The 16,162-nt window shown below is 72.8% G+C and carries 18 protein-coding genes; 10 read left to right on the forward strand and 8 right to left on the reverse strand.

Annotated features, from left to right (window positions below; all coding sequences use genetic code 11):
* Window positions 1-139: 139 nt before the first annotated feature.
* Window positions 140-691 (reverse strand): MOSC domain-containing protein, encoded by a 552-nt coding sequence (locus tag Csp2054_RS04905; protein WP_096898266.1) that lies wholly within the window; start codon window positions 689-691, stop codon window positions 140-142.
* 97 nt (window positions 692-788) lie between these two features.
* Here Csp2054_RS04905 and Csp2054_RS04910 point away from each other — a divergent pair, with 97 nt between their 5' ends.
* From Csp2054_RS04910 to Csp2054_RS04925, 4 genes are read left to right on the forward strand one after another with little or no spacing between them, the layout of a single operon-like run.
* Complete coding sequence (locus tag Csp2054_RS04910; RefSeq protein WP_176491562.1) at window positions 789-2,417, forward strand: cell wall-binding repeat-containing protein; 1,629 nt, start codon at window positions 789-791, stop codon at window positions 2,415-2,417.
* A gap of 31 nt (window positions 2,418-2,448) precedes the next feature.
* Window positions 2,449-3,144: a YceI family protein gene (locus Csp2054_RS04915; RefSeq protein WP_096898187.1), complete on the forward strand. Its 696-nt coding sequence runs from the start codon at window positions 2,449-2,451 to the stop codon at window positions 3,142-3,144.
* Window positions 3,144-3,656 carry a sigma-70 family RNA polymerase sigma factor gene (locus tag Csp2054_RS04920; RefSeq protein ID WP_096898188.1) on the forward strand — a complete coding sequence of 171 codons (513 nt, stop codon included), beginning with the start codon at window positions 3,144-3,146 and terminating at the stop codon, window positions 3,654-3,656. The genes Csp2054_RS04915 and Csp2054_RS04920 overlap by 1 nt, the downstream gene beginning before the upstream one ends.
* The gene (locus Csp2054_RS04925; RefSeq protein WP_096898189.1) at window positions 3,653-4,354 is read left to right on the forward strand and encodes a zf-HC2 domain-containing protein; all 702 of its coding nucleotides are present in this window, start codon (window positions 3,653-3,655) and stop codon (window positions 4,352-4,354) included. Before Csp2054_RS04920 ends, Csp2054_RS04925 begins: the two co-directional genes overlap by 4 nt.
* 38 nt (window positions 4,355-4,392) lie before the next feature.
* On the opposite strand, the gene Csp2054_RS04930 is transcribed toward Csp2054_RS04925, so the two are convergent.
* A complete protein-coding gene (locus tag Csp2054_RS04930; protein ID WP_176491563.1) occupies window positions 4,393-4,866 on the reverse strand; it encodes a MarR family winged helix-turn-helix transcriptional regulator in 474 nt (157 codons plus the stop codon).
* A gap of 120 nt (window positions 4,867-4,986) precedes the next feature.
* On the opposite strand from Csp2054_RS04930, the gene Csp2054_RS04935 reads away from it, so the two are divergent.
* The 4 genes from Csp2054_RS04935 (at window position 4,987) to Csp2054_RS04950 (ending at window position 10,438) form a co-directional block, all read left to right on the forward strand.
* Window positions 4,987-8,565 carry a proline dehydrogenase family protein gene (locus Csp2054_RS04935; protein WP_096898267.1) on the forward strand — a complete coding sequence of 1,193 codons (3,579 nt, stop codon included), beginning with the start codon at window positions 4,987-4,989 and terminating at the stop codon, window positions 8,563-8,565.
* The gene (locus Csp2054_RS04940) at window positions 8,558-9,298 is read left to right on the forward strand and encodes a tyrosine-protein phosphatase (RefSeq protein WP_096898191.1); all 741 of its coding nucleotides are present in this window, start codon (window positions 8,558-8,560) and stop codon (window positions 9,296-9,298) included. The genes Csp2054_RS04935 and Csp2054_RS04940 overlap by 8 nt, the downstream gene beginning before the upstream one ends.
* A 133-nt stretch (window positions 9,299-9,431) precedes the next feature.
* Window positions 9,432-9,845, forward strand: a complete 414-nt coding sequence (locus Csp2054_RS04945) for a hypothetical protein (RefSeq protein WP_096898192.1) — start codon at window positions 9,432-9,434, stop codon at window positions 9,843-9,845.
* A 56-nt stretch (window positions 9,846-9,901) separates the two neighbouring features.
* Window positions 9,902-10,438, forward strand: coding sequence for a hypothetical protein (locus Csp2054_RS04950; RefSeq protein ID WP_096898193.1), 537 nt, complete (start codon window positions 9,902-9,904; stop codon window positions 10,436-10,438).
* 127 nt (window positions 10,439-10,565) lie between these two features.
* On the opposite strand, the gene Csp2054_RS04955 is transcribed toward Csp2054_RS04950, so the two are convergent.
* Window positions 10,566-10,856, reverse strand: a complete 291-nt coding sequence (locus Csp2054_RS04955; protein WP_141399134.1) for a hypothetical protein — start codon at window positions 10,854-10,856, stop codon at window positions 10,566-10,568.
* A gap of 62 nt (window positions 10,857-10,918) precedes the next feature.
* Window positions 10,919-11,914 (reverse strand): SDR family oxidoreductase, encoded by a 996-nt coding sequence (locus Csp2054_RS04960; protein ID WP_096898195.1) that lies wholly within the window; start codon window positions 11,912-11,914, stop codon window positions 10,919-10,921.
* An 80-nt stretch (window positions 11,915-11,994) separates the two neighbouring features.
* Here Csp2054_RS04960 and Csp2054_RS04965 point away from each other — a divergent pair, with 80 nt between their 5' ends.
* Window positions 11,995-12,642: a hypothetical protein gene (locus Csp2054_RS04965; RefSeq protein ID WP_096898196.1), complete on the forward strand. Its 648-nt coding sequence runs from the start codon at window positions 11,995-11,997 to the stop codon at window positions 12,640-12,642.
* On the opposite strand, the gene Csp2054_RS04970 is transcribed toward Csp2054_RS04965, so the two are convergent.
* The 4 genes from Csp2054_RS04970 to Csp2054_RS04985 all read right to left on the reverse strand — a co-directional run bounded on the left by Csp2054_RS04970 (window position 12,614) and on the right by Csp2054_RS04985 (window position 15,028).
* Window positions 12,614-13,351 (reverse strand): YqjF family protein, encoded by a 738-nt coding sequence (locus Csp2054_RS04970; RefSeq protein WP_096898268.1) that lies wholly within the window; start codon window positions 13,349-13,351, stop codon window positions 12,614-12,616. The genes Csp2054_RS04965 and Csp2054_RS04970 overlap by 29 nt on opposite strands.
* Window positions 13,348-14,169 (reverse strand): nitroreductase family protein, encoded by an 822-nt coding sequence (locus Csp2054_RS04975; RefSeq protein ID WP_096898197.1) that lies wholly within the window; start codon window positions 14,167-14,169, stop codon window positions 13,348-13,350. Before Csp2054_RS04975 ends, Csp2054_RS04970 begins: the two co-directional genes overlap by 4 nt.
* Window positions 14,170-14,172: 3 nt before the next feature.
* Window positions 14,173-14,505: a hypothetical protein gene (locus Csp2054_RS04980; protein WP_141399135.1), complete on the reverse strand. Its 333-nt coding sequence runs from the start codon at window positions 14,503-14,505 to the stop codon at window positions 14,173-14,175.
* A gap of 85 nt (window positions 14,506-14,590) precedes the next feature.
* Window positions 14,591-15,028, reverse strand: coding sequence for an Lrp/AsnC family transcriptional regulator (locus Csp2054_RS04985; RefSeq protein WP_096898199.1), 438 nt, complete (start codon window positions 15,026-15,028; stop codon window positions 14,591-14,593).
* 243 nt (window positions 15,029-15,271) lie between these two features.
* On the opposite strand from Csp2054_RS04985, the gene ddaH reads away from it, so the two are divergent.
* Entirely contained in the window at window positions 15,272-16,162 is an 891-nt protein-coding gene (ddaH, locus tag Csp2054_RS04990; RefSeq protein ID WP_096898200.1) for a dimethylargininase, read from the forward strand.

The raw sequence follows: 16,162 nt of genomic DNA on the forward strand, positions 1-16,162 counted from the left end.
ACTGTGCCAGCCGGAGGTCGAGGAAACGCGCGCGTTCCGACAAGGCACGTGTCGATCGACGCGCGGGACGTCGCAACGCGCGTGTTTCGTGTGCCGTGCCCGGGCGGGGGCGACCGCCCGGGCCGGACGCGCGCGCGCCCTACACGGGCTGCAGCGGCTCCGGCTCGCCCTCGGGCAGCTCGACCCGCACGGCGTCGCCCGGTCGGACGGTCCCGCCGGTCAGCACGACGGACATCACGCCGCCCTTCCGCTCGACGGCGCCGTCCTCGGCCCGTCCGAGCACGGCCTTGAGCAGCCCCGGCTCGAACCCGTTGATCTGCTGGCACGGGTTGCGGAGGCCGGTGACCTGCACGCTCGCCGACTCCCCGAGGTGCAGGACCGTCCCGGTCGGCAGGCCGAGCAGGTCGACCCCGCGCGTCGTCACGTTCTCGCCCATGTCCCCGGGGCTGACCGAGAACCCGGCGCCGGCGACCTCGTCGAACAGCTCGGCGTGCAGCAGGTGCACCTGCCGGAGGTTCGGCTGCGAGGGGTCCCGGGCGACGCGTGACCGGTGCTGCACAGTGGTGCCGGCGTGGGCGTCTCCCTCGACGCCCCACCCGGCGACGAGGACGACCTCGTCGACGAGCGGCTTGCTGAAGTGGTGACCCCCGTCACGGGCCACGGCGACGACGACGGGTGCATGCGCTTCCACGGTCCGAGCCTGGCACGGATCGACACGGCGGTCGAACCCCTCCATGGACCCGAACGGGGAGTGGCCAGGGGTCCCACGGGCGTCGTACGCTCCACGCGTGCAGCTCTCCCGTCGGCGGCAGGTCCTCGTCGCAGCCCTCGCTCTCGTGCCGGCTCTCGGCATCGTCTCGTTTCCGCTCGGAGCCCACGCAGGTGATCTAGCGGGTCATCTCACGGGAACCGTCGCTGCAGCGGACAGCGAAGCGCCCCAGCCGCACGTCCGTGTCTCGGCCGTCGACGGTGGCGGCGTCGAGGTCGCTTCTGCCGAGCAGCACGGTGATGGCTTCGACCTGGCGGTGCCGGCGGGAAGGTACCGGTTGGCGGTCCGCGACCTGGACTCCGAGCAGCAGTCGGTCGCGAGCACCTGGTACCCGTCTGCGGTGTCGATGCGCGACGCTGGGACGGTCACGGTGGCGGCAGGTGACCACATCGCCGTCACGGGCTTCCGGAGCATCCGACCCGGACGCATCGCGGGGTCATACCGGTTCCCGCCCGGCGGCTTCAACCGAGGCATGACCGGATACGTTGCCGCATGGCGGCTCGACGACAGAGGAGGAGCCCCTGTCCTCGAGAACGGCACCGCGATCGACGCGACCTCCAGCTCATGGCGGATCAGCCTGCTGCCGCCGGGCCGTTACGTGCTCCGGCTCAGTACGCAGCATGGTCTCTGGGCGTCCTCGTACTGGTCGGACCACGGCACGGTCACGGACCAATCCGCGGCGACGCCGGTAACCGTCAGCTCCGGGCAAACGACCGAGGAGCACACATTCAATCTGTCGCTCCCCCATCGGGATGTGACCCGGATCAGTGGAAGCGACCGCTACGAGGTGTCTGCCGCGGTCGCTTCGCGGGTCCCGGGCATTCGGGGCACCGTCTACGTCGCCAGCGGAGCGAACTTCCCGGACGCTCTGAGCGCCGGACCCGCAGCCGCCCATGATCAGGCACCGCTGCTCCTGGTCTCCCCGTCCGGGGTGCCGTCCTCTGTTGCACGAGAACTCTCCCGACGTCAACCCGAGCACATCGTCGTGGTCGGCGGTTCGGTGCCGACCACTGTTGTCGCTCAACTGCGATCGTTCTCGCCCGACGTCCAGGTCGTGGGCGGGCGGGACCGTTACGCGGTCGGCCGGTCGCTCATCGAACGGACGTGGGCGACCTCGGGCGCGGACGAGGCGTACCTCGCGACCGGGACCGGCTTTCCGGACGCGCTCTCCGCCGGTGCGGCGGCCGCTTCTGATGGCGTACCGCTCCTTCTCGTCGACGGAAAGCGCTCATCTGACCAAGCGGGCACCGCCCTCCGCCAGAAATTGGACGTGCGCTCGGTCACGGCTGTCGGTGGACCAGTGTCGTTGTCGCAGCCGATCGTCGCCGCGGTCGCCGGAGATGCGTTCGATCGACGGTTCGACGGCCGTGATCGCTACGCTGTCTCCGCGAATGTCGGCTGGGGGGCCTTCGGCTACACGGGTTACTCGAACACGATCTACCTCACCGTGGGCACGAAGTTCCCTGACGCCCTATCAGGCACGCCGTTGGCCGGTCCGCAGCACGCGCCTCTTCTCGTGGTCCACCCTGACTGCATTCCGGAGGAAGTCGAGGCGTACATCGCCGCCGTCGCCCCGGAGCACGTGGTACTCCTCGGTGGGCCGGCTTCACTCGGCTCGGGCGTGGCGTCGCTGTCCGCGTGCCGGTGAACGATCCGGTGCGCTGTCTCGTGTCCTCGGTATGGAACTCCGTACACGCACCAAGGTCATCATCGGCATCGCCTCCGGCGTCGTGGTCGTCGGCGCTGCGGCCGCGATCGCCGGCCCGGTCATCTACGCGAACACCGTGAACGGCCAGGCAGCGGCAGCCCCGTCGCTCAGCGCCGAGCCGTCGGGCGGTGGCACGCTCTCCGCGGCCGACGCCGACGGCACCTGGAAGTCCGCGGGCGACTCGTTCGCCGGCTACCGGGTGCACGAGGTGCTCCAGGGCCAGGATGTCACCGTGGTCGGACGCACGAAGGACGTCGAGGGCACCGCCGAGGTCAGCGGCGGCTCCCTGACGAAGGCGACCGTCACCGTGCAGGTGGCGACGATCAGCACGCCCGAGTCCGCCCGCGACGAGTACTTCCGGAACACCGCCCTGCAGACCGACCAGCACCCCACGGCGACGTTCACGCTGACGCAGCCGGTCGACGTCTCCGGTGCCCTCGACGGCTCCACGCAGGACGTCACCCTCACCGGCACGATGGAGCTGCACGGCGTCGAGCAGGCCGTCACCGCCGACGCCCAGGTCGGCGTCACGAAGGACGGCACGGTGCAGGTCGCCGGGAGCATCCCGATCACCTTCGAGGACTACGGCGTGCAGGCCCCGTCGCTCGGCTTCGTGACGGTCGACCCGAAGGGTTCCGTCGAGTTCTCGCTCGACCTGGAGCGCTGATGGTCACCGGTCGTCCCGCCGACGAGCTGCTCGCGGCGCTCCACCGTGAGCACGGCGACGCGCTCACCCGGTACGTCCGGCACCTGACGCGGGACGGCCACACGGTGGACGACGTCGTCCAGGAGACCATGGTGCGCGCGTGGCAGCGTCCGGCGGTGCTCGAGCGGTCCCCCGACAGCGTGCGGGCATGGCTGTTCACCGTCGCCCGGAACCTCGTCGTCGACGACGCCCGGTCGGCCCACAGCCGCCGGGAGCACGGCACCGACCAGCCCGTCGACCGGGTGGAGGCCGACCGCACCGACGCCGTCCTCGACCGGATCGTGGTCGCGGACGCCCTCGCCTCCCTCAGCCCAGAGCACCGCCGGGTGGTGGTGGACGCGTACTGGCTCGGCCACACCGTGCCGGAGATCGCCCGGCGGCACGACATCCCCGAGGGCACCGCGAAGTCGCGGCTGCACTACGGCCTGCGGGCCCTCCGGCTCGCACTGCAGGAACGAGGAGTGACCCGATGAGCGACGACCGCTACGCCGACTGGGACGCCGCCTACGTGCTCGGCTCGCTGCCGGCGGACGAACGGCTCGAGTACGAGCGGCACCTCGAGACGTGCGACCGCTGCGCGGCCGCCGTCGCCGAGCTCGTCGGCCTGCCCGGACTGCTGTCCCGGCTGCCGGCCGACCAGGCGGTCGAGATCGCAGAACCCGACGGGAGGCCCGACACGCGTCCCGAGAGCACCCTCGCCGCCGTCGCGCACCGCGTCCGGCGCCGTCGTCGCCGCCGCCGGGTGTGGGTGGGGGCGACGATCACCGCCGCCGTCCTGGCCGCGGTGCTCGGGGGCCTGGCCGTGGGCACGGCGCGGGTCGACCCGTCGGACGTGCAGGCCCGGGGGACCAGCGCGACCGCCGACCGGTACGACCTGGTCGGCGAGCGCGGTCTCGACGTCGACCTGGCGGTGAGCGGCGAGCCGTGGGGCACGCGCTTCGACTGGGGCTGCTCGTACGGCGGGCGGTCGTGGGCGACGGACGCCTCGGTGATGTACGACCTCGTCGTCGTCCGCTCCGACGGGTCGACGGTCACGGTGGCGTCGTGGTCGGCCGCGGGGGAGGACGCCCGCGGCCTGTCCGCCTCGACCGACGTCCCCCGTGCGGACATCGCCAGCGTGCAGGTCCGGCTCCGGGGCGACGACCGGGTGCTCGCGGACGTGGACCTCTAGCGTCCACGACGCCCGGGACGCCCGGGACGCAGCGGGCGTCAGCCCGCGTCGGCCTCGTCGACGACCGGTCCGATCGCGGCGTCGACGCGCGCACTGACGGACCGCACGACCGCGGCGTCCGTCCCCACGGGCCTCCAGAACAGCTCCTCGAGCGCACCGGTGTGCGCGCGGATCGCCGACAGCACGGCCCGTCGTCCCTCGGCGGTCATCGACACCCAGCTGCCACGCCCGTCCGTCGGACAGTCGGCCCGTTCGACCAGCCCGCGGGCGACCATCCGCGTCACCTGGTGGCTCACGCGCGACTTCTCCCAGCCGATGCCGGTCGCGATGTCCCGGACCCGCAGCCGGTGGTCCGGGTCACGGTGCAGCCCGATGAGGATCTCGAACTCCGGGATCGAGATGCCGGCGCCCTCCTGCACGGCGTGGTCGAGCGCTCGGTCCAACCGTCGCCAGGCGTCGTGGTAGGCGTCCCACGTGGCCCAGTCGTGCCCCTCGTCGTCCTGCGTCGCCATGCTCGACAGCGTATCCACGGAACACCCAGGATCGGCCCGGTTTCGTCCGTCCGGATGACTCCTGGCCGACGCTCGGCGCGCTCCGAGGTGGCGTCGGAGGCCCGGCATACGATCGAGGGCATGCCCAGCCCCAGCATCGCCGACTGCACCGACGACGCCGTCGCCCTCGTGCGCCGGTGGACGGCGGCGTCGGCGGGGGCCAAGCCCGACCCCGGTGCCGCGCGGCTCGCCGAGGTCCTGCGGGACGAGCACGGCCTCGACTTCGCGCGCGGGTTCGTCGACCGGGTGATCCGACCGGAGGACCCGCGGGTCGCGGCCGGTCACCTCGAGCGGATCAGCGAGGACGTCCCCGACCCCCTCGCGTGGTACCTCCGTGGCGCCGTCTCGCTCGGCGGCGGCTTCGCGACCATGGCGCCGTGGGCCGTGATCCCCACCGTGCGCCGGATCCTGCGGCGCATGACCGGACACCTCGTGGTCGACGCGACCCCGGCGAAGACCGCGGCGGCGCTCGCGCGGGTCGGCGGCGAGGGCACGACCCTCGACGTGGTCCCGCTCGGTGGAGCCGTGCTCGGCAGCGCGCAGAGCGACCGCATGCTCCAGCGGACGGACGAGTTGCTGGCGCGCGACGACGTCGACCGCGTCTCGACCACGGTGGGGACGGCGGTGCCCCAGCGCGCCGAGTGGGCGTTCGACCAGACCGTCGAGCGTGCCGTCGACCGGCTCGTGCCGCTGTTCCGGACCGCGGCCGACCAGCAGCGGTCCGGCCGACCGCAGGCGTCGGTCACGCTCGACGTGCACGAGCACCGCGACCTCGACGTCACCCTGGCGGTCTTCCGCACGCTGCTCGACCGCGACGAGTTCGCCGACCTCGTCGGCGGCGTCACCGTCCCCGCGTCCCTGCCCGACGCCGCCGGCGCCCTTGACGACCTGACGGCGTGGGCGCAGGCCCGTCGGGCACGCGGCGGTGCGCCGGTCCGCGTGCGCCTCACCAAGGGGGCCGAGGTCGTCCGGCGCGAACAGGTGGACGCGGACCTGCACGGGTGGCCGCTCGCGACGTGGGGCAGCACGCGGGAGACCGACACGGCCTGGCTCCGGCTGCTCGACACCGCCCTGACCCCCGAACGCACCGACGCCGTGCGGATCGGAGCTGCGAGCCACGGCCTGTTCGACCTCGCGACGGCCCGGGTCCTCGCCGAACGACGGGGCGTGTCCGACGCGGTCGAGTACGAGACGGTCCTCGGCATGGGGGCCACCCTCGCGGAGGCGGTCCGCGCCGACGTCGGCCGGATCGTCCTGTCCACCCCGGTCGTGCACCCCGACGAGTTCGACGCCGCGATCCCGTACCTGGTCCGGCGGCTGCAGGAGACCGCCGACCCCGACGACCCCGCGTCCGGCGCCTTCGACATCGCCCGCGACGCGAGCGTCCTCGACCGCGAGCGCGGCCGCCACCTCGCCGCCGTCGCCGCCCTCGACGAACCGGTGCCGGCGACGAACCGCACGCAGGACCGTCGGGCGCCGCTCGGCGAGCCCGAGCACCGAGACGGGTTCCGGCGCGCCCCCGACACGGATCCGTCGACCGCCGCGAACCGTTCCTGGGCGCTCGACGTCCTGCGCCGGGTACCGCGGTCGCAGCTCGGCGCCCAGACGATCCGTGGCGCGCGGGTGCTCGACCGCTCGACGCTCGAGCGCATCGTGGCCCGCACCGCCCAGGCCGGCGTGAACTGGGGTCGCCAGGACCCGTCCGACCGGGCCGAGCTCCTCGACCTGATCGGGCATGAGCTCGAGACCCGCCGAGCCGACCTCGTCGAGGTGGTCGTCGCCGAGACCGGTGCGACCTTCGCCGAGGCCGACGCCGACGTGACCGAGGCCGTCGACGCCGCCCACGCCGCGGCCGAGAGTGCCCGTCTGCTCGCGACGACGGACGGCGACGGCGCCCGGTACCTGCCACCGCGCCTGACCGTCGTCGTCCCGTCGTGGGATGCTCCGGTCTCGGTCCCCGCCGGCGGCGTCGTGGCGGCGCTCGCGGCCGGCAGCGGGGTCGTCCTGAAGCCGGCTCCACGGGCGAAGCGCAGCGGCGCACTCCTCGCCGACGTGCTCTGGGACGCCGGCGTCCCGCACTCGTTGCTGCAGCTCGTCGACCTCGAAGAGGGCGCGCTCGGACGCGAGCTCATCGCGCACCCGGTCGTCGACCGTGTCCTGCTGACCGGTTCCGCCGACACCGCCCGCTCGTTCCGGTGGTGGCGGGCCGGCCTGCCGCTCACCGCCGAGACCGGGGGTGTGAACACCGTCGTGGTGACCCCGAGCGCCGACGTCGACCTCGCCGTGCAGGACGTCGTCTGGTCCGCGTTCGGTCGTGCGGGACAGGCGCGCGCCGCCACCTCGCTGGTCGTGCTCGTCGGCTCGGTCGGCACCAGCGAGCGGTTCCGTCGGCAGCTCGTCGACGCCGCCCGGACCCTCCGGGTGGCGTGGCCGGACGACCCCACGGCCCAGGTCGGACCGCTGATCGCCGAGCCCACGGGAGCCGGGCGTGCCGCGCTCACCGAGCTCGGGCCGGGGGAGTCATGGCTGCTGCGCCCCGAACCGCTCGACGACTCCGGTCGGCTCTGGTCGCCCGGCATCCGTGACGGTGTCCGGCCGGGGAGCGACCTCCACCAGACCCCGTCCGGCGTGCCGGTGCTCGGCATCGTGCGCGCGGAGACCCTCGAGCAGGCCGTGGCGATCCAGAACGGCACCGACCATGGCCTCGTCGCGGGCATCCACTCGCTCGACGCCGACGAGGTCGCGGACTGGCTCGCCACCGTCCGCGCCGGCAACCTCGTGGTGAACCGCGCCCCCGGCAGCGTCGTCGCGGGTCGGCAGCCGTTCGGCGGCTGGAAGCGCTCGTCGATCGGCACGGGCACGCGGAGCGGCGGCCCGACCGCCGTCGTCACCCTCGGCCGCTGGGAGCGCACCGAGCGTGCGGTCCACAAGAGCATCCAGCTGCACGGACTGCCGCCGCGCGTGACGGCGGTCATCGAGGCGTCGCGGAGCGGCCTGTCCTTCGAGGAGTTCGACCAGGTGCGGGCCGGGGCGCTGAGCGACGTCCGTGCCCGTCAGGAACACTTCGGCCGCTCGCACGACACCGCCGGGTCGGCCGTCCGCCGCGAGGTCCTCCGGTACCGCCCGCAGTCCGTCATCGTCCGGCACGCCGAGGACGCCCCGACCGGTGACCTCGTCCGGGTGCTCGTCGCCGCGACCGCCGCTCGGGCGCACGTCCTCCTGAGCACCGCGCGTCCGCTCCCGGGTCCGCTGACGCAGCTGCTCGCCTCCGCCCGGTCCCCGCTCGACGTCGTCGACCACCTCGTCGAGTCCGACGCGGAGTTCCTGGCGCGCGCCGCCTCCGGTGCGGTGTTCGGCACGCGCTGGTCCGACCCGGACGACCAGCAGCAGGACGCCCTCGACCAGGTGCTCGCACAGCCCGACGACCGACCCGCACCGACCGCGTTCGGCGGACCGGGGAGCCGCATCCGCCTGCTCGGCGGCGACCCCCTCGCGCTCGAGGAAGCCCTGGGCGCGAGCATCGACACCGCCGTGCACGACGCCCCGGTGGTCGAGTCGGGCCTGCTCGAGATGCTGCCCTTCCTCCGCGAGCAGTCCGTGTCGATCACCGTGCACCGCTTCGGCGACCCGGACCCCGACCTGCAGGAGCTCCGTGTCTGACCCGGCGGCTTCCGACCGCACGCTGCACGCCGAGGGGCTGTTCAACGCCCGCGACCTCGGCGGCCTGGCGGTGCGGGGCGGTGGCACGACACCGCGCGGACGCATCTTCCGGTCCGAGGGGATCGACCGGCTCACCCCGTCCGGGTGGCAGGCGCTCCGCGACGCCGGCATCCGGACCGTGGTCGACCTCCGAGCACCCTCCGAACGGGCGCGGGACACCGGTGCGCGGCCGGGTTGGCTCACCACGGTGGCCGTCGACCACGACGGACTCGACGACGACCCCGGGTTCTGGAGCGCGTACTGGGAGACCGGTCTCGTCGGAACCCCGCTGTACTACGGCCCGCACCTCGAGCAACTCCCCGAGCGCACCGGTCAGGCGCTCCGTGCCATCGCCGACGCCCCGGCCGGCGCCGTCCTGTTCCACTGCGCTGGCGGCCGTGACCGCACCGGCATCGTCGCCCTGGCCCTGCTCGCCGTCGCCGACGTCGAGCCGGAGGCGATCGTCGCCGACCACCTGCGGACCGTCGACGCCGCACCCGCCCTCTTCGCGTCGATCGGCGTGCCCGACCCGGAGGAACGGATCGAGGCGCTCTGCGCCGAGCACGGAACGACGGTCGAGGGCGCGTTCCGCGCCGTGGTCGACGGCTTCGACGTCGACCGTTTCCGCGCCCGTTCCGGCCTCGACGACGCCCGACTGGAGGCCCTGCGCACGTTCCGTGCGCACGTCGCGTGAGCCGCGCCTCCCGTCCGGGTCTGTAGCCGCCCCGGCGGCGGCCTGCACGTCCAGCGAACGCGCGGACTCGTGCCGCTGGATCGGTTACCATGGTGCTTCATCATGCAACATATGAAATAGAAAGGTCACATGCATGCGTCGCATCATCACGTCCGCAGTCCTCGGAGCTGCCGCGCTCGGGGCGATCGCCGTCGGGACCGCTCCCGCGCAGGCAGCTGAGTCGGCTGGCCTGCCCTGGGAGACCCCGGCGTCGACCGTCTCCCCGTCGGCGGCCCCCCGGATCGACACCGTCCTCAGCCCCCTCAACGGGTCCGGCACGCCCGAGCTCCTCGGCGAGAACGTCGCCGCTGGTGCCCGCGTCGAGATCACCTACGCGGGGCACACGACCGTCGTGACCGCGACCGATGCCGGGTTCTTCGCCGCGGCGGTCCCCGGTGGCCGCTTCCTCGCCGGTCAGGACCGCGTGACCGCAGTGCAGCTGCACGACGGACAGCGCTCCGCGACCGGAACCTACACGGTCGACGGCCAGTTCCTCCCCCGGTTCTGATCCCCGGTCGAACGACCCTCCCCCCTCCCTCCTCCCCACACAGAAGGAACCATCCAGTGAAGACCTCCCTCAAGATCGCCGCCGTCGCCGTCACGGCGTTCTCCGCCGCGACCGGCGGCCTCGCGCTCTCGGGCGCGGCCCAGGCAGCCGAGCCCGCACACGTCCAGCTCGTCGCGCAGGACCGCGTCGGCGCCCTCCACGGCCTGCCGTACATCGCCGTGACCGACGAGATCGGCACCGTCGACTACTTCACGACCGCCGCCCAGGCGCGTGCCGCCGCCGCCACGTTCGACGTCCAGCCGGTCCGCGGCGGTGTCGAGCTGTGGGCACAGGACGGCTCCGGATGCCTCGCCATGGGGTCGAAGGGTTCGAGCAGCAGCGGCTACGTGAACGGTCGCGACGCGGCGTTCTGCAAGTCCGACCTCGCGATGAACACCTTCTCGTTCGAGGCCGGCGGCAAGCTCGCGCTCGAGGGCCTCGGAGGCAAGCAGCTCGTCGGCGTCCCGACGGGTGACAGCGCCGGGCGGATCGTGCTGTCCACCGACCTGCGCCAGACCGCGCCGACCTCGTTCCTCAGCCTCACCGGGAACTGATCGGACAACCATCCTCCCGAGGAACGGCGAGCGGGGTGCGTCGAGCAGCCGCACCCCGCTCGTGTTCCAACGGTGATCCGCACCACCATCGGCCGACAGAGCCAGCCGGGCGCGCGTCGACCACTCCTCAGCGGCGGTGCGCCCCGGGTCGGGCGGGGCGTCCCACCGCGACGACCTCCGCGACCGCGAGCGCCACGGCCACGACGAGCTGGACGGTCGCGAACCGGCGGAGCCGACGGCTGACGAGCACGACCGGCACCATCGAGGCGCCGTGCAGCGCGTCCACCAGGGCACTCGCCGTGTGGGCGTCAGGGGTCTCGGATCGTCGGACGAGCACGGCCTGACCGAGCTGCCGGACCGCCAGCACCGCGTCGAGCACCGGTGTCGGGTGACCGCGGAGCGCTCGGATCGCGTGCACGGCACCGAGTGCGGAGCGAACGGACTCCACGGCCGCGCCGGTGCGGCCGGTCCCGGTCCGGGTCACCGCCGCCGACCCGCGGCGAGGGCGACCGCCCCGGCGGCACCGAGCACGGCACCGATGATGCCGTTGCCCAGCCGACGGTGCTCGACCCACCAGGTCTGCGGCGACCAGGCGTGCGCGGAGTCGTCGAACACGCCGTGGGCGCCGTGGTCGCCGGCGATCGGCTCGTACAGGTTGGTGCCGAGCTGGTCGCCGTCCTTCCGAGGAGCCTGCTGACCGGACACCAGTGTCTTCGCGGCGTACCAGTCGGCGAAGCGTGCGCTGATCCGGTTGCCGAGGATCGTGTAGACGGTCGACTCGCCCACCCAGGTCCGGCGGCGCGGGTGCTCGGCGGTCGCGGCGATCGCCCGGGCGCCGACCTCGGGCTGGTAGATCGGGGCGACGGGCTGCGGGTGGTGCGGCAGCGTCGACTTCACCCACTGGAACTGGATGGTGTTGAGTGCCGGCATGTCCACCCGCGAGATCGCGACGTGGCTGCCCTGCTGCTCGAGCTCCGAGACCACCGACTCGGTGAACCCGACGATCGCGTGCTTCGCGCCGCAGTAGGCGGCCTGCAGCGGGATGCCCCGGAAGCCGAGCGCGGAGCCGACCTGGATCACCTGACCGCGGTCGCGGGGGACCATACGGGAGAGCGCCGCGCGCGTGCCGTTCACGCATCCCAGGTAGGTCACGCGCAGGGCCCGCTCGAAGTCATCAGGGTCGGTGTCGAGGAACCGCCCGAAGACGCCGACCATGACGTCGTTGACCCACAGGTCGATCTCGCCGAGCTCCTGCTCGATGCGGTCCGCCGCGGCTTCGACGGCCTGGCGGTCGGACACGTCCGCGAGCACGGCGAGCCCGCGTCGTCCCGCGGCCTCGACCTCGGCGACGGCCGCGTCGGTGCCGTCCTTCCCGCGCGCGACGATCGCGACGTCCCAGCCGCGCGATGCGAGTTCCCGGACGGTCGCCCGTCCCAGTCCTGCCGATCCACCGGTCACCACTGCCACTCGAGTCATGCCTCCCGTTGTACCGAGGCGGTACTGCGTGACCGTCCAGGCAGCGCGCCCGAACGGGCCTGGGGGACCATGATGGGGCCATGGACACCGGAGGGGAGCCCGCGGCGCCGCCCGACAGGGCCGAGCCGGACTGGGTCCGGTGGACGCCGCTCGTCCCCGAGCAGTGGTGGGGGCCGCCGGCAGCCCTGGCCTTCGCGGCATCGCTGGTCATCGCCGTCGGCGCGTGGCTCCTGCTGCCCGCCCTGCCCGTCGCCCTCGTCGTCGGCGGTGTCGGGCTCGCCGGCTCGACCGTCCTCGCCGTCGTCGGTCGCCGGGCCTACTGGTACCCCAACCGGACCTCCGCCGAACGCCTGCACCGGACGAAGGTCGTGGTCTGGTGCGTCGCGGCCGTGGCCCTGGCGGTGTTCGGCCTCTCGGTCGGAGCGCAGGTCGTCGTCACCGGGCTCGTGGTCGGTCCGACGATCGCCTCGATGTGGCGACGCCGTTCGCCGACGCGGTTCGAGCTCCGGGCCCGGGCATCGGCGGCCGCTGCCGTCGCGCTGGCGTCGATCGTCTTCGCCGTCGTCGCGTGGACGGTCCCGGCGGTCGACGGGCGGCTCGGGGCGCGGTGGATCGGGTGGAGCGTCGTGATCGTCCCGGCGGCCGTCGTCGTCGCGGTGTTGCGGTGGCGCGCAGCGGGGCGTCAGCGTGCGGATCTGCTCAGCGACCCAGGCCGAACCGGGTCGTGACCCCGGGGGCGTAGAGCACCGAGTCCGGTTCGAGTCCGGTCAGTCCGAACGGCAGTCCCGCCGAGGCGACCAGGTCGTCGCGCAGGTGCACGAGCGATGCGCGGTGCAGCGGCCAGGTCTCGTGCTCGTTCGGCCAGAAGCGGGTCCGGCCGAACCGCGCCACGTGCATGCCCCACCGTGCCGTGAGGAAGGTCTCGAGAGCGGTGGGCTCCTCGATCCGCGCACCGACCCGCACGTCCACCATGGACCGCGTGTGCGTCCCGTGCCGCCGCATCGCGTACGCCGCCCGGTCCGGCTCCGGACGGCGGAACTCGGCGTGCGCCCACCAGTACGGCAGCGCCGTCGCGGCCCGGGCGCCGAGCGTGGGCAGGAGCTTCCCGGCGTCGAGCGACAGGAACACGACGCCGTGTCGGCCCTGGTCGTCGACGGTGTAGACGCGGACGTTCACCTCGACGAAGTCCCCGACACGTCCGACCTTGACGGGCGGGAACGCGGTGTCGGTGAACCGGAAGGCGATGAGCCCGACCCACGTGGTGACGCCGTCGTCGGTGCCGTCGACGCCGAGCGTGTCCGGGCGGATCCCCGGGGGCAGGTGCGGAGCGACCGCCGAGACGTCGACGCGCCAGTGCACGAACACGACGTCGAGCCAGTCCTGCTGGATCCACGGCCGACCCGGCAGCCGGGGAGCGACGGCCGAGACGGCGGTCACCGCGGGTCCGCCCCGCCGGACGGTGCCACGTCGTCCCACCCCTGCTGCGGGGTGTCGCACGTCCCGCGGAACACGTACTGCGACGGCCGCTTCCGCTCGCTCGACGTCCAGTCGATCGCCGGCCGACGGCGTTCGGGCGGCAGGTACCCGATCCGGTACACCGCCATCAGCTCGAGGGACTCGGGCACCCGCAGCAACCCCTCGATCTCCTCCCAGGCACCCGGCGTCTCCATGGGGAACGACACGAACTGGATGCCGAGGCCGAGCTCGGTGGTGGCGAGCCAGATGTTCTCCATCGCCGCACCCATGCTGAACACCGAGTAGAAGCCCGAGAGCTCCTCCTTCCGGTACTCGTGCCGGTCGAGCATCACCCCGAGCAGCAGCGGCGACCCGGCGACGAGCTTCCGGTTCTCCTCACCGAGGGTCTGCGGCACCCGCAGGGTGTTCATGAGCAGCTGTCCGCGCTTCGTGAACACCTGCTTCGTGAAGGGCTTGAGCGGTCCGGGGAGCTTGTCGAACAGCATCCCGTCGCGGCGCTCGTCCATCTCGGCCTGCGAGAACCGGAAGTACGGCTTGTAGCGTTCGAAGAAAGTGCCCGCGGCCATCGTCCGCGTCATCGAGGACCCGCTGATCTCGGCCACCCGGTCGATCGTCGACCGCTCCTCGACGAGCACGAACCGCCACGGCTGGCTGTTCAGCTGCGACGGAGCCCGCCCCGCGAGCTCCATCAGCAGCCGCTGGTGCTCCTCGGACACGGGGTCCGGCAGGAACGCCCCGTTGGTCGTGCGTCGACGTCGGATGGCTTCGAAGAGCTCCACGGCTCACCTCTCTGGTCGCCGGCCCGCCAGGAGCGCCCCCAGGTAGGACGGTGCGGCGGCGACCGCGACTCTCCAGTGTGCTCCGGAGCGCGGGTTCGTGCGTGGAGCGACGGCGAGGGGCACGAGCGCCGGGAGCAGGAACAGCGCGCGGCGGTCGCGGGTCCAGACCGGCGTCGTCGCGGCGGCCCCGGTCAGCGTGGCGGTGACGACGAAGAGGCCGTGGTGCACCACACGGAGCTTCTTCGTCCGGATGAGGCGCACGGCCACGGCCGTGCCCCAGAGGCAGTTGGCCGCGTACGCGGCGCAGGCGGCGGCGACCATGCGCCGGGCCGCCACGGACCGTCCTGGAGGCACGCCGCGCCTCCCGTCCGTCGTCTTCCGTCCCACAGGGGCGAACCTACGCGTCGGGTGCGCCCCGTCGTCAGGCGGACTCGCGGGTGACGAGCTTGGAGAGGACGATGGCGCTGCGCGTGTGGTCGACCTGCGGGGCGAGCCGCACGCGGTCGAGGGCCAGCTCGAGTGCCGAGAGGTCCTTCGAGCGCATGTGCACCACGGCGTCGGCGCTCCCGGTGACCGTGCCGGCGTCGATGACCTCGGGCACGCTGTCCAGGAGCGAGCGGAGTTCGTCGGGGGAGACCGTGCCGCGGCAGTAGAGCTCGACCCACGCCTCGGTGCCGCGGTCCTCGACGGCGGGGTCGACCTTGATCGTGAACCCCTGGATGACGCCGTCGGCGACGAGCCGGTCGACGCGGCGCTTCACGGCCGAGGCCGAGAGTCCGACCACCGACCCGATGTCGCCGTAGCCGGCGCGGGCGTTCTCCCGGAGGCGGTCCAGGATGCGGTGGTCGAGCGAATCCATTGCACCAATGCTACGCGGACTTCTTGCACGGACGGTGGCCGCGGCGCACGATCCGTGCGTCACCCGAACGGGTGCCACCTCGTGACCGCCTCGTGACTGCACCAGGTGGACTGTTCGTGCAAGACTCGTCGTGGCGTCGACCTGGTCCGCTACGGCGAGTGAGCCTGCATCTCGCCGGAGCTCTGCAACTCGTCCAGTGGTGGTTCCTGGCAGGCTCGGGCCCCGGTCCCTCCAGGAGGACTGATGTCGAACACCGCTCCCGAATCCCTCGCCACCCCGACCCGGGTCGCCACCAAGCGCACGATCCTGATGTGCAAGCCGACCCACTACACGGTCAGTTACCGGATCAACCCCTGGATGCACCCGGAGGACCCGACCGACACGTCGAAGGCCGTCCAGCAGTGGCAGTCGCTCGTCGACGTCTACGAGCAGCTCGGCTTCGACATCTCGTACATCGAGCCGATCGAGGGCCTGCCCGACATGGTCTACGCGGCGAACGGCGGGTTCGTGCTCGACGGCGTCGCCTACGGCGCGAAGTTCCAGTACCCCGAGCGCCAGCCCGAGGGTCCCGCGTACATGGACTGGTTCCGCAGCGCCGGCCTGACCGTTGCCGAGCCCGAGGAGACGAACGAGGGCGAGGGCGACTTCCTGCTCGTCGGTGACACGATCTTCGCCGGCACCGGCTTCCGCTCCGACAGCACCTCGCACGAGGAGCTCGCGAAGATCTACGGCCGCGAGGTCGTCACGCTCAAGCTGATCAACCCGAGCTTCTACCACCTCGACACCGCGATCGCCGTGCTCGACCCGGAGCCCGACGCCTCCGGCCGCTCGAACATCGCGTACCTCGAGAGCGCCTTCGACGAGCCGTCACTCGCGATCCTGCGTGAGCGCTTCCCGGACGCGATCATCGCGACCGAGGAGGACGCCGCGATCCTCGGCCTCAACTCGTACTCCGACGGGTACAACGTCGTGATCGCGTCCCGCGCGACCACGTTCGCGTCGCAGCTGCGCGAGAAGGGCTACAACCCGATCGGCGTCGATCTGTCCGAGCTCCTGCTCGGCGGCGGCGGCGTGAAGTGCTGCACCCTCGACCTACACCCGGTCGGCACCGGCAACTCGGTGGCGCGGTCCTGA

The organism is Curtobacterium sp. 'Ferrero', assembly GCF_002412165.1.
Lineage (GTDB): Bacteria > Actinomycetota > Actinomycetes > Actinomycetales > Microbacteriaceae > Curtobacterium.